We start from the raw sequence: 12450 nt of genomic DNA on the forward strand, positions 1-12450 counted from the left end.
GTGACGTTCCCGATCGGTGGCATCCCCGGCGTCAGCGCCCTCGCCGGGTCCGGCGGCGTCGCCGGCATCGACACGACCGCGACGGTCGCCGAGCCCGGCCGCACCGGCGAGACCAGCGGCTTCGCGTCGGTCCTGGCCGCCTCGTTCGACCAGCTGCAGACCACCCAGGCCAACGCCGACGGGCTGGCCGCCCAGGCCGCCACCGGCGACCTGAAGGACGTGCACGACTACATGATCGCCAGGAACGAGGCGTCCCTGGCCGTCGAGATGGTCGTGTCCATCAAGAACAAGGCCGTTGAGGCCTTCAACGAGATCATGAGGATGCCCGTCTGATGAAGTCGGCACTCGCCGGGACGCTGGAGCGTGCCCGCTCCACGTTCGCCACGGTCAGCCTGGGGCAGAAGGTCGTCATCGGCCTGCTGCTCGCCGGGCTGCTCCTCGGCGGGTTCTTCTTCTACAGCTGGATCACCACGCCCACCCAGGCCCCGCTCTTCTCCAACCTGGCCGCCAGCGACGCCGCCGCGATCACCGACGAGCTCGACGCCGCCGGCGTCACCTACGAGCTGGCCGACGGCGGGGGCACCATCCTCGTCCCCAAGGACCGGGTCTACGACCTGCGCCTGGACATGAGCGCCCAGGGCCTGCCGGCCGGCGACGACACCGGCTACTCGCTCCTCGACGAGCAGGGCATCACCACCAGCGAGTTCCAGCAGCAGACCACCTACCGGCGGGCGCTGGAGGGCGAGCTGTCCAAGACCCTCGAGGCGCTGGACGGCGTCCAGCAGGCGATCGTCCACGTGGCGCTGCCCGAGGAAGAGGTCTTCGTGACCGAGCAGGCGGACCCGACCGCCTCCGTCATGCTGCAGCTCTCCGCCGGCACCCAGCTCTCCGGTGAGCAGATCCAGGCCGTGACCAACCTGGTCTCCTCCAGCATCGAGGGCATGTCGCCGGAGCAGGTGACCGTCACGGACACCTCCGGCCAGGTCCTCTCCTCCCCCGGCACCGGCATCTCCGCCGCGGCCGGCGACGCCCGCTCGCAGGTCGAGCAGGAGTACCAGAGCCGGCTGCAGGCCAACGCCCAGGCGATCCTCGACCGGGTCCTCGGGCCGAACAGGGCCGTGGTCTCGGTGCGCGCCGACGTCGACCTCGACAAGCGCGACACCACGTCGGAGACCTACACCTACGACCAGGGCACCCCGCCGGTCTCCGAGAGCACCACGACGGAGAACTACACCGGGGGCGGCGGCGCGATCGTCGGCGGCGTCCTCGGCCCGGAGAACATGCCCGACGCCGCGGAGAACGCCGGCACCGGCGAGTCGACGTACGAGAAGGAGTCGACCACCTCGAACAACGCGGTCGGCAAGACCACCGAGGTGACCCAGGGCGCGCCCGGAGGCCTCAACCGGCTGACCGTCGCCGTGGTCATGGACGACGCCGTCGCCGGCAACCTCAACCAGCAGCAGATCCGCGACCTCGTCGGCAACGCCGTCGGCCTGGACGAGGCACGCGGCGACGACATCACCGTGGCCGCCATGCCGTTCGACACCGCCGCGTCCGACGCCGCCGCAGCCGAGATGGAAGCCGCTCGCGAGGCCGAGGCCAAGGAGCAGATGTGGTCGATGATCAAGCAGGGCGGCATCGCGGCCGGCATCGCGCTGGTCATCCTCGTCGTCTGGCTGCGCTCCCGCCGCGGCCGCGAGGAGGAGGAGGACTACGAGCCGCTCGAGCTGACCGACGACATGCTCGCCGAGCTGGACCGGCTCCGCGTCTCCAGCACCCGTGACGAGGTGCCCGCGATCGACGACAAGCAGGCCGAGCTCGAGGCCGCGGAGCGGCAGCGGGTGCGGGGGGAGATCTCGACCATGGTCAGCGAACGACCCGACGAGGTGGCGGCCATGCTCCGCGGCTGGCTGAGCGAGAACAAGTCATGACCATGGCCGGGCTCGAGCAGCTGATCGGCGCCACGGGCGCCGCCAACCTCCCCGCCGTCCCGTCGGCCCCGCCGCGGCCGGAGCTGCCGGGGCTGCGCAAGGCCGCCGTCTTCCTGGCGCAGATGTCCAAGGAGGAGGCCGGCATCCTGCTGTCCAAGCTGCGGCCCCGCGAGGTCGAGTCGCTGACCCGGGAGCTCATGCGCCTGGGCTCGGTGGAGCTCGAGGACGTCGACAGCGTCATGACCGAGTTCCACGGCCTCATGACCGCCCAGCAGTTCGTGGGCCGCGGCGGCGTGGAGTTCGCCCGCGAGATCCTCGCGGCGGGCCTGGGTGAGGACAAGGCCGAGGGAATCCTCTCCCGGCTCAACGTCGTCTACACCGAGGTCCCCTTCGCCTCGCTGCGCAACGCGGACGTGCGCCAGCTCGTCACGTTCCTCAAGGACGAGCACGCGCAGATCATCGCGCTCGTGCTGGCGCACCTGACGCCGGCGCAGTCGGCCGAGGTGCTCTCCGGTTTCGCGCCGGAGCAGCAGGCCGAGGTGGCCCACCGCATCGCGACCATGGATCGCACCTCCCCCGAGATGGTGCGCCTGGTCGAGGAGGAGCTCGGCCGCCGGATGGGCTCGATCCTGGCCCACCAGGACATGTCCACCGCCGGTGGCGTCGAGGCCCTGGTCGAGATCATCAACCGCTCGCCGCGGCCCACCGAGCGCTCGATCCTCGAGTGGCTGGACAACGCCGACCCGGAGCTGGCCGACCAGGTCCGCTCGCAGATGTTCGTCTTCGAGGACATCGTCACCATCGACGACCGGTCCCTGCAGCTGGTGCTGCGCGAGGTCGAGGCCAACGACCTGGCCACCGCCCTCAAGGGTGTCCGGCAGGACGTGCGCGACAAGATCCAGCGGAACCTCTCCGAGCGCGCCGCCGAGAACCTGGCCGAGGAGATCGAGCTGCTCGGCCCGGTCCGCACCCGCACCGTCGAGGAGGCGCAGGCCAAGGTCGTCGCCGTCATCCGCACCCTCGAGGAGCAGGGCGTGCTGACCATCTCGCGCGGCGGGGACGATGAGTTCGTCTCCTGACCCGGGGCACCGGCCGCCGCGGGAGGGGGCGGTCCTGCGCGGCGGCGCCGCCGTCGCCGCCCGGCCCTACCGCGACGCCAGCGGGCAGGTCACCCCTGCCGGCGGCACCACCGCGACCGCCGTCCTGACCGCACCCGCGGCGCCGGCCGCGCCCGCACCGGCGATCCCCGCACCGGCGCCCGCGCCGTCGTCGCTGACCCCGTCCCCGGTCATGACGGCGGCTGCGGCGACCGCCGTCATCCCGCCGCAGCCCTCGCCGGTGGAGCGGCGGTCCTCGGTGCGCCGCGCCGAGGACCAGCCGGTGGCCGGTAGCCGGCCGACCTTCCGGCTCGGCGAGGTCTACGCCGACGAGCTGGAGCGGCTGCGCCGGCAGGCGCACGCCGAGGGCTTCGCGGCAGGTCACGCCGAGGGCATGGCCGCGGCCGGCGCCGCCGTCGCCGAGGCCGAGCGCGCGGCCACCGAGCGCATGGCCGAGGCGCAGGCCCGGTGGGAGCGGCGGATCGCCACCGCGACCGCCGCCCTGGGGTCCGCCGTCACCCGCCTGGACGAGGCCGCCGTGCCGGTGGCCGACGACATCCGCGAGACCATCCTGGGCACGGTCCTGACCCTGCTCGAGGACCTGCTCGGCCGGGAGCTGGCCATGGCCGACTCCCCCGTCCTCGACGCGGTGCGCCGCGCGCTCACGCTGTGCCCGGCCGACGCGCCCGTCGTCGTCCGCGTGCACCCCGACGACCTGGGCGAGATCCCCGAGGAGGCGGTGGCCGAGCTGCCGGCGTCCGTGCGCCTCGTGGCCGACGCCTCGGTCGAGCGCGCCGGCGCCGTCGCCGAGACCGGTCCCCGCCGGATCGACGCCCAGCTCGTCGCCGCCCTGGAGCGGGTCCAGGCGGTGTTGTCCTCGTGACCGTGCCCGCCGCGCTCCTCACCCGGGCCCGCGCCGCCGCCCGCCCCCAGGTCACCGGCGTGGTCACCGGCGCCATGGGCCTGACCCTCACCGTCGACGGCATCGTCGCCGCCGTCGGGGACCTCGTCGAGGTCAACCCCGGCACCGCGCCGCTGCTGGCCGAGGTGGTGGCCGTGGGCCGCGACCGGCTCACCTGCATGCCCCTGGGCAGCCTGGCCGGCGTGCACGCCGGCGCGCCGGTGCGGGCCACCGGGCTGCCCCTGCAGGTCCCGGTCGGCGAGGCGCTGCTCGGCCGCGTGCTGGACGGCCTCGGCCGGCCGATCGACGGCGGTCCCCCGCTGGCCTCCCGGGTGTCCTGGGTCGACCTCGCCAGCGAGACGCCGCACGCCCTCGCCCGCAGCCGGGTCGAGGAGCCGCTGACCTTCGGGGTCCGCGCGCTCGACACCCTGGTGCCCTGCGGCAAGGGCCAGCGCCTGGGCATCTTCGCCGGCTCCGGCGTCGGCAAGTCCAGCCTGATGGCCCAGATCACCCGCGGCACCGACGCCGACGTCCGGGTCATCGGGCTGATCGGCGAGCGCGGCCGCGAGGTGCGGGAGTTCATCGAGGAGAACCTCGGCGCCGAGGGCATGGCGCGCACCGTCGTCGTCGTCGCCACCTCCGACGAGCCGCCGCTGGTGCGGCTCAAGGCCGCATTCGTCGCCACCCGGATCGCCGAGGCGTTCCGCGACCATGGCCGCGACGTGCTGCTGCTCATGGACTCGATCACCCGCACCGCGATGGCGCAGCGCGAGGTCGGGCTCTCCGCCGGGGAGCCGCCGGCGACCCGCGGCTACCCGCCGAGCGTCTTCGCGATGATGCCGCAGCTGCTGGAGAAGGCCGGCACCGGCGTGACCGGCTCGATCACCGGCCTCTACACCGTCCTGGTCGAGGGCGACGACCACAACGAGCCGATCGCGGACACCGCCCGGTCGATCCTCGACGGGCACATCGTGCTCACCCGCAAGCTGGCCACGGTCGGTCACTTCCCGGCCATCGACGTGCTCGAGTCGATCTCCCGCGTCGCCGGCGCGGTCACGCCGCCCCCGCAGATGGCCGACGCCCGCGAGATCCGCCGGCTCATGGGCGCGCTGCGCGACGTCAAGGAGCTCGTCGAGATCGGCGCCTACCAGGCCGGCACCGATGCCCTCGTCGACCGCGCCCGCGAGCTGGCCCCGCAGATCGACGCCTTCCTGCAGCAGCCCCTGGGCGAGTCCACCCCGCCGGCGGAGGCCTGGTCGTGGCTGCAGCGGATCGTGCGCTCGTGAAGCGCGCCGCCTTCCGCCTCCAGCCGGTGCTGGAGCTGCGCCGCACCCAGGAGCGCGCCGCGGCGGCCGACGCCGCCCGCGCCGCCCGGAACGCCGCCGACGCCGACCGCGCCGCGGCCGAGCGCGAGCACGCGCTCGCCACGTCCGCGCTGCCCGCTCGGCTGTCGTCCGGCGACTTCGTGGCCGCCATGGTGCTGCTGCGCGCGGCGGCCACCGACGCCAGCGACGCCCGCGCCCTGGCGACCGCGTCCGCCGAGCAGGCCGCGGCCGTCCGCGCGGAGTGGACCGCGGCGGCCCAGCGGACCAAGGCCCTGGAACGGCTGCGCGAACGCCACCTGGAGGCCCAGCGGCACGCCGAGGCCGCCGCCGAGGAGCGCGCGGCCGACGACCTCGTGACCGGCCGGGCCGGTCGCACGGACCCCCGGGAGGTGCCGTGGACGGGCTGAGCGCGGTGCAGGCCCGCATCAGCGAGATCCAGGCCCGCTTCTTCCCCGTGCAGGCCACCTCGACCGGGTGGGCGTCGGCCGCCGCGGCCGCGGGCCTGGACGGCACGAGCGCGACCAGCAGCACGTGGGCCACCACCGGCGCGGGGTCCGCGTCGGAGACCGCCGTCGTGGCCGAGGCGCAGAAGTACCTCGGCGTGCCCTACGTGTGGGGCGGCACCGACCCCGCGAAGGGGCTCGACTGCTCCGGCCTGGTGAAGCTGGTCTACGGGAACCTCGGCATCGAGCTGCCGCGCACCTCCTCCCAGCAGGCCACCAGCGGCAAGGCGGTCGCCTCGCTGGCCGCCGCCCGCCCCGGCGACCTGGTCTTCTTCGACCACTCCTCGTCGCGCGCCGGCATCGACCACGTCGGCATCTACATCGGCAACGGCAAGATGATCGCCGCCCCGCAGGCCGGCGAGACCGTCAAGGTGCAGGACGTCGGCACCCCGACCCTCATCCGCCGCGTGCTGCCCGAGGCGGCGCCGAGCACGGCGTCCGCGGCCGGCGGGGTCGCGGGCGTGCCCTACGCGAACCTCTTCAGCAGCGCCGCCAGCCGGCACGGCGTCGACGCCTCGCTGCTGGCCGCGATGGCCTCGGTGGAGTCGAACTTCAACGCCGGCGCCGTGTCGCCGGCCGGCGCCCAGGGCCTCATGCAGTTCATGCCGGCCACCGCGAAGGGCCTCGGGGTCAACCCGCTCGACCCGTCGTCGGCCGTGGACGGCGCCGCGCGCTACCTCAAGAACCTCACCTCGCAGTTCGGCTCCACCGAGCTGGCGCTGGCCGCCTACAACGCCGGTCCGGGCACGGTGACCCGCTACGGCGGGATCCCGCCCTACGCAGAGACCCAGAACTACGTCCGTTCCGTGATGAGCAAGGCGGAGGCCTACCGATGAGCGCTCCCGTGATGCCGGCCGCCCCCGCGGCGGTCCGCACCCCGTCCCCGGGTGCCGCCGAGGGGGGCTCCACCGAGAGCGCCGCCCCCTTCGCCTCCGCGCTGGACGGCGCCCTGTCGGAGGGGCGGGCGCCGGTCGGCGAGCGGCCGCCGGGAGAGGGCGACGCTGGCACGCCCGGGGAGGAGGCCGGCGCGGAGACCGCCGCGGTCGGGACGGCGGTGCCGGTCGAGGTGGCCGCCGGGTGGACCGGCGCTCTCTGGGCCCTGGCGCTCGGCGCGGTCTCCGCACCGGGCACGGCTGCCACCACCGAGGGCGAGGCGGCCGGCGTCGCCGCGGCGCCCTCGACGACCACCACCGCGCCGCTCCCGGCGACCGGCACCGTCGCGGCGCCCGCCGACACCCTCCCCGGTGCCGCCGCCGACCAGGTCGCGGCGCAGCCCGCGACCGCTCCGCCGGCCACCCCCACCGCCGCGCAGCCCGGCACCGGCCTGCCCGCGGGCCTGGTCGTCGTCCCCGCACCGGCGACCGGAGCAGGCCCTGGCACCGGCCCCGGCACCGACGTCCCCGGCGCCGCGGTCGTCACCGCCGACACGGCTGCCGGCGTCCCCGGCTCCCCCGCCCCGGCTGCCCCGACGGGCAGCGGCGCGGCACCCGAGGCGGCCGGCCTGCCCGGCTCCGCCCCGGTCCGCGCCGGCGAGGGCCCCGGCTCGTCCGGTGCCGGTGACCAGCCGGGCGACGAGCCCGGCACCCCGGTCCCGGCGGCGATCCCGGTCACCGACGGGGCGGGCGAGCAGCCGGCGACGGTGCCCGTCGCCGCACCGGCCGCCCCGTCCGCGACCGGCACCGCGGCCCCGGTCGGCCCCGTCGCGAGCGCGACCGGGCAGGCGGCCGAGCAGCCGGTGCACACCCAGCTCGCCCGTCAGGTCGCCGTGCTCAGCGCCGCCGACGGCTCGCACACGATGACGATGGTGCTCACCCCCGAGACCCTCGGCCCCGTCGAGATCTCGGTGACGGTCACCGGGAGCAGCGTCGACCTCGCCCTGCGCGGTGCGCACGAGCACGGCCGGGCCGCGCTGCTCGACGCCCTGCCGGAGCTCCGCCGCGAGCTGGAGGCGGCCGGCCTGACCGCCCAGCGGGTCGAGGTCTCGAAGGACAGCGGGGGCTCGTGGCTGGCCCGGCACGCCGCCGAGCAGCAGGCCCAGCAGTGGCAGCAGGGCTCCGGGGACCGATCCGGCCAGCAGGGATCGCCCGACGGGCGGTTCCGACCGTGGCAGCGCACTGCCGATAGCGGAGACGGACGTCCCGTCGCGACGGGCCGCACCGGATCCGACGGCGTCGACGTCCGCGTCTGAGAGAAGGAGACCCACAGACCCATGACCGACCCCGTGAACGGCCTCGGCCAGACGGCCTACACGTCGGCGACCACCCAGGTCGACCGCGGTGACCAGATGGGCAAGGACACCTTCCTCAAGCTCCTCGTGGCGCAGATGCGGTACCAGGATCCGTCCAACCCCGTCGACAGCACCCAGATGATCGCCCAGACGGCGACCTTCACCCAGGTCGAGAAGCTGGAGCAGCTGGCCTCGATGAGCGCCACCTCGCTGGTCCTGCAGGAGCACGCCACCGCCGGCGCCATGGTGGGCCGCCAGGTCACCTACACCAACAGCAACGGCGAGCCGGTGACCGGCGTCGTCTCCTCCGTGCGCCTCGCCTCCGGCAACTCCGAGGCCGTCGCCGTCGTCGACGGCAAGGACGTGCAGGTCGGGCGCATCACCGCCGTCTCCCTCCCCACGCCGAGCTCAGGGACGAGCTCCTCCGCGGCGTCCTGATCCCACCCCCCACCCCCGAACCGCGAGGAGAACCTCCGCATGCTCCGCTCCATGTTCTCGGCCATCTCCGGCCTCAAGGCGCACCAGACCAAGATGGACGTCACGGGCAACAACATCGCCAACGTGAACACCGTCGGCTTCAAGAGCAGCAGCACCGTCTTCCAGGACACGCTGTCGCAGGTCGTCCGGGCCGGCGGCGCCCCCGCCGCCGAGCGCGGTGGCACGAACCCCGCGCAGGTCGGCCTCGGCGTCAAGCTCGCCGGCATCATGACCAACTGGACCAACGGCGCCGCCCAGTCCACCGGCCGCTCGACCGACTTCATGATCGAGGGCGACGGCTTCTTCGTGACCCGCGGGCCGGGTGGCGAGCAGCTCTACACCCGGGCCGGCTCGTTCGACTTCGACGCATCCGGCCGCCTGGTCACCCCCGACGGCTCGATCCTGCAGGGGTGGATCGCCGACCCCACCACCGGCGCGATCAACCCCAACGGCCCGATCGGCGACCTGTCGGTGCCCTACGGCGCGAACGTCGCCCCGTCGGCCACCTTGAGCTCGACGATGGACGGCAACCTGGACAGCGCCGCCGCCGTCGGGGCGTTCGTGCAGACGCCGGTCAAGATGTACGACTCCATGGGCAACGCCCAGCAGGTGACCTACACGTTCACGAAGACGGACCTGAACGAGTGGACGCTCACGGTCAACAACGGCGACGACGACGGTGACCCGAGCACGCCGCCCCCGGCCCTGGCCCTGAGCAACCCCGACGGCACCGCGTTCAGCGGCGTCATCACCTTCGACCCGGTCACCGGCGTCATGAGCCCCGCGCTCGACGACGTCCGCTTCGCCCCCGGTGTGGCGAGCTGGCCCGGTCCGGTCCGGATGGACCTCTCCGGGATCACCCAGTACGGCGGCAAGAGCCAGGTCGTGCCGACCGACGTCGACGGCTACGCCATGGGCACGCTGCAGGGCTTCTCGCTGTCCAACGACGGCACGATCGTCGGCACCTACTCCAACGGGCTGCGGCAGAACCTGGGCCAGCTCGCGATGGCCGCCTTCAACAACCCGAGCGGCCTGGAGAAGGCCGGCAATTCCTCGTTCCGCGTGGGGGACAACTCCGGTGAGCCGGTGGTCGGCACCGCCGGCACCGGCGGCCGCGGCATCCTCTCGTCGGGTGCGCTGGAGATGTCCAACGTGGACCTCTCGGAGGAGTTCACCAGCCTGATCGTCGCCCAGCGCGGCTTCCAGGCGAACAGCCGCGTGATCACCGCGTCCGACGAGATGCTCCAGGACCTGGTCAACCTCAAGCGCTGATCCGGCACGCCCCCGTCCCCTCCGTGAGCTCTCGGTACCGAGAGCTCACGGAGGGGCCACAGCTCTCGGTACCGAGAGCTGGAACTCGCGCCCCCGAGGCGCCGGCACCGAGGGCTCATCCGTCGGGGTGACCTGCGAGAACCCCCGCTTCGGCTCAAGGAGCCCGAGGCGGGCGCCGATGAAGTCACTGACGCAATGCGCCCGTTCCACCCACCGAGCTAGAGGACCGACCCGTGATCCGTGTGACGCGCCTGAACGGGGAGCAGTTCGCGCTCAACCCCGACCTGATCGAGCGGGTCGAGGGCCACCCCGACACGGTCGCCTTCCTGGTGGACGGCACCAAGTACGTGGTGAAGGAGACCGTCGAGGAGGTGCTCCGGGAGATCGTGGAGTACCGCGCCGGGATCCTCGCGACGTCCTACGAGATGGACCGCGGCGAGTACCGCGTGCAGGCGCCGCCCGCGGACTCCGCCGGAGTCTCGTCCGTCGTGCCCTTCCCGAGCCGAGAGGAGCGCTGACCCGTGGATCCCGCCACCCTGATCGGGTTCGGCATCTCCGTCGTCGCCCTGTTCGTCTTCATGACCCTCGAGGGCGTCTCGCCCTCGGCGCTGATCTTCCTGCCCGCGATCGTCCTGGTCGTCATCGCGACCTTCGGTGCGGCGGCTGCCAGCCAGACCCTGGACGACCTGAAGAAGGTCGGCAGCTGGTTCAAGATGGCCGTGCTGCCGGCGAAGGTGCCGGCACCGACCGAGCAGATCCAGACGCTGGTCAGCCTCGCCGAGAAGGCCCGCAAGGAAGGGCTGCTCGCGCTGGAGGCCCAGGTCAAACAGATCGACGACCCGTTCCTCCGCAAGGGCCTGCAGATGGGCATCGACGGCACCGACCCGGAGGAGCTGCGCACCGTCCTCGAGAGCGAGATCGCGGCCAAGAAGGCCGAGGACAAGGTCGCCGCGAAGTTCATGAACGCCATGGGCGGCTACGCGCCGACCATCGGCATCCTGGGCTGCATCGTCGGCCTGATGAACGTCATGGGGAACCTGAACGACCCGGAGACGCTCGGCCCGATGGTCTCCGCCGCGTTCATCGCCACGCTGTGGGGCGTCATGGCGGCGAACTTCTGGTTCCTGCCGATGGGCGCCAAGATCCTCCGCGTCAGCGAGCTGCAGGCCGCCCAGATGGAGCTGCTCGTCGAGGGCATCACCGAGATCCAGGCCGGCACCAGCCCGCGCGCCGTCCGGCTCAAGCTGACCTCGCTGGTCCCGCCGGGCTCGCAGGCGAAGGAAGCGGCGTGACCGCGTGAGCACCGGTCACGGCCGCCGCCGCGGCAAGAAGCACGAGGAGCACGAGGAGCACGAGAACCACGAACGGTGGCTCGTGTCCGGCTTCGACATGATGACGCTGCTGTTCGTGCTGTTCGTGGTGCTCTTCGCCATGAGCAAGGTGGACGAGCAGAAGTTCGCCGCCCTGGCCAAGGGCATGTCGGACGCCTTCGGCACCCCTGTCTCGGTCCTGACCAGCGCCACCCCCGAGGGGTCGGTGCTCGAAGGCCTGCCGGGCGCCATCGACATCGCCTCCGCCATCCCGCCGGACCCCACCGTCACCGACGCGCAGGTCGAGCAGGCGGCGGCGCAGGCCGCCGCCGAGCGCGCGGAGCGGGTCGCCGCCGAGGCCCAGCAGGCCTACGACGAGCTGGCCGCCGCCCGCGAGAAGCTGCAGGCGGCGCTGACCGCCGCCGGCTACCCCGACGCCGCCCGGTTCGAGATCGACGAGCGCGGCCTGGTCGTGCACATCGTCGCCGACGCGGTGCTGTTCGACGCCGAGGAGGCCGTCCTCCGGCCGGAGGGCCAGGCCATCCTCACCGCGGTCGCCCCCACCCTCACCGGGCTGCCCAACCAGCTGGCCGTCGAGGGGCACGCCAACCACCTGCCCGTGACCGCCGGCGGGCCGTGGCCGTCCAACTGGGAGCTGTCCGCCTGGCGCGCCACCACCGTCGTCCGCTACCTCGCCACCGGCGGCGTCCCCGAGACCCGCATGTCGGCCGACGGCTACTCGTCGACCAAGCCCCTGGTCCCCGTGACCGACCCGACGGCGATCAACGTCAACCGGCGCGTCGACGTCGTCGTCCTGTCCACCGCCTCGGCAGAGGCCAACGCGCTGCTGCCGGGCATCGACGCCACGCAGAAGGAGGCGACCCATGAGTAAGGACAAGAAGACCGACGCCGAGGAGACCGAGGGCGGCGGCGGCAAGAAGAAGCTCTTCCTCGTCCTGGGCGTCGTCGTGCTGGCGCTCGCGGGGGCGGCCTACTTCTTCCTCCTCCCCAGTGGCGAGGCCGAGGCGGCCGAGCCCGAGCACGGCGGCTACGTCGCGCTCGAGCCGATCGCGGTCAACCTCGCCGGCGGCGGCTACCTGAAGATCGGCATCACCCTGGACTACACGACGGCTGCCGCCGGCGGTGGGCACGGCGGGGGCGGTGTCGACGGCGCCAAGGCCTACGACGCGATCATCTCCACGTTCTCGCAGGCCAGCCCGGCCGACGTGACCGGGGCGCGGGACGCGCTCAAGGAGACCCTCGAGCAGAAGATCATCGAGGCCTACACCGAGCACGAGGTGCAGATGGTGATGGGCATCTACTACACCGAGTACGTCACGCAGTGAGCCGTGGTGCCCGGGCCCCTCCAGGGGGTCCGGGCACCGCTGCATCACGCCGGGGCACACC

General features: G+C 73.5%; 14 protein-coding genes. All 14 read left to right on the top strand.

The window, feature by feature from the left end; translation table 11 throughout:
• The 14 genes from fliE to fliL all read left to right on the top strand — a co-directional run bounded on the left by fliE (position 1) and on the right by fliL (position 12389).
• Positions 1–333 carry a flagellar hook-basal body complex protein FliE gene (gene fliE / locus DQ241_RS08835; RefSeq protein WP_113829796.1) on the top strand — a complete coding sequence of 111 codons (333 nt, stop codon included), beginning with the start codon at positions 1–3 and terminating at the stop codon, positions 331–333.
• Positions 333–1931 carry a flagellar basal-body MS-ring/collar protein FliF gene (gene fliF / locus DQ241_RS08840; protein ID WP_113829797.1) on the top strand — a complete coding sequence of 533 codons (1599 nt, stop codon included), beginning with the start codon at positions 333–335 and terminating at the stop codon, positions 1929–1931. Before fliE ends, fliF begins: the two co-directional genes overlap by 1 nt.
• Positions 1928–3010: a flagellar motor switch protein FliG gene (gene fliG, locus DQ241_RS08845; protein ID WP_113829798.1), complete on the top strand. Its 1083-nt coding sequence runs from the start codon at positions 1928–1930 to the stop codon at positions 3008–3010. Before fliF ends, fliG begins: the two co-directional genes overlap by 4 nt.
• Positions 2994–3911: a FliH/SctL family protein gene (locus DQ241_RS21375; protein ID WP_113829799.1), complete on the top strand. Its 918-nt coding sequence runs from the start codon at positions 2994–2996 to the stop codon at positions 3909–3911. Before fliG ends, DQ241_RS21375 begins: the two co-directional genes overlap by 17 nt.
• Positions 3908–5215 carry a FliI/YscN family ATPase gene (locus tag DQ241_RS08855; RefSeq protein WP_113829800.1) on the top strand — a complete coding sequence of 436 codons (1308 nt, stop codon included), beginning with the start codon at positions 3908–3910 and terminating at the stop codon, positions 5213–5215. Before DQ241_RS21375 ends, DQ241_RS08855 begins: the two co-directional genes overlap by 4 nt.
• A complete protein-coding gene (locus tag DQ241_RS08860) occupies positions 5212–5661 on the top strand; it encodes a flagellar export protein FliJ (RefSeq protein ID WP_113829801.1) in 450 nt (149 codons plus the stop codon). The genes DQ241_RS08855 and DQ241_RS08860 overlap by 4 nt, the downstream gene beginning before the upstream one ends.
• The gene (locus tag DQ241_RS08865) at positions 5649–6593 is read left to right on the top strand and encodes an NlpC/P60 family protein (RefSeq protein ID WP_113829802.1); all 945 of its coding nucleotides are present in this window, start codon (positions 5649–5651) and stop codon (positions 6591–6593) included. The genes DQ241_RS08860 and DQ241_RS08865 overlap by 13 nt, the downstream gene beginning before the upstream one ends.
• Complete coding sequence (locus tag DQ241_RS08870; protein ID WP_147252350.1) at positions 6590–7945, top strand: flagellar hook-length control protein FliK; 1356 nt, start codon at positions 6590–6592, stop codon at positions 7943–7945. The genes DQ241_RS08865 and DQ241_RS08870 overlap by 4 nt, the downstream gene beginning before the upstream one ends.
• Before the next feature lie 21 nt (positions 7946–7966).
• Complete coding sequence (locus DQ241_RS08875) at positions 7967–8422, top strand: flagellar hook capping FlgD N-terminal domain-containing protein (protein WP_113829804.1); 456 nt, start codon at positions 7967–7969, stop codon at positions 8420–8422.
• A 39-nt stretch (positions 8423–8461) separates the two neighbouring features.
• Positions 8462–9733: a flagellar hook protein FlgE gene (locus DQ241_RS08880; protein ID WP_113829805.1), complete on the top strand. Its 1272-nt coding sequence runs from the start codon at positions 8462–8464 to the stop codon at positions 9731–9733.
• Positions 9734–9966: 233 nt separating this feature from the next.
• Positions 9967–10251: a flagellar FlbD family protein gene (locus DQ241_RS08885; RefSeq protein WP_113829806.1), complete on the top strand. Its 285-nt coding sequence runs from the start codon at positions 9967–9969 to the stop codon at positions 10249–10251.
• A 3-nt stretch (positions 10252–10254) separates the two neighbouring features.
• The gene (locus DQ241_RS08890; protein WP_113829807.1) at positions 10255–11025 is read left to right on the top strand and encodes a motility protein A; all 771 of its coding nucleotides are present in this window, start codon (positions 10255–10257) and stop codon (positions 11023–11025) included.
• A 4-nt stretch (positions 11026–11029) separates the two neighbouring features.
• Positions 11030–11935, top strand: a complete 906-nt coding sequence (locus DQ241_RS08895) for a flagellar motor protein MotB (RefSeq protein ID WP_113829808.1) — start codon at positions 11030–11032, stop codon at positions 11933–11935.
• On the top strand, positions 11928–12389 hold the full coding sequence (gene fliL / locus DQ241_RS08900; RefSeq protein WP_113829809.1) for a flagellar basal body-associated protein FliL: 462 nt from the start codon (positions 11928–11930) through the stop codon (positions 12387–12389). The genes DQ241_RS08895 and fliL overlap by 8 nt, the downstream gene beginning before the upstream one ends.
• Positions 12390–12450: the final 61 nt, after the last annotated feature.

It is taken from the genome of Blastococcus sp. TF02A-30, assembly GCF_003319185.1.
Lineage (GTDB): Bacteria > Actinomycetota > Actinomycetes > Mycobacteriales > Geodermatophilaceae > Blastococcus.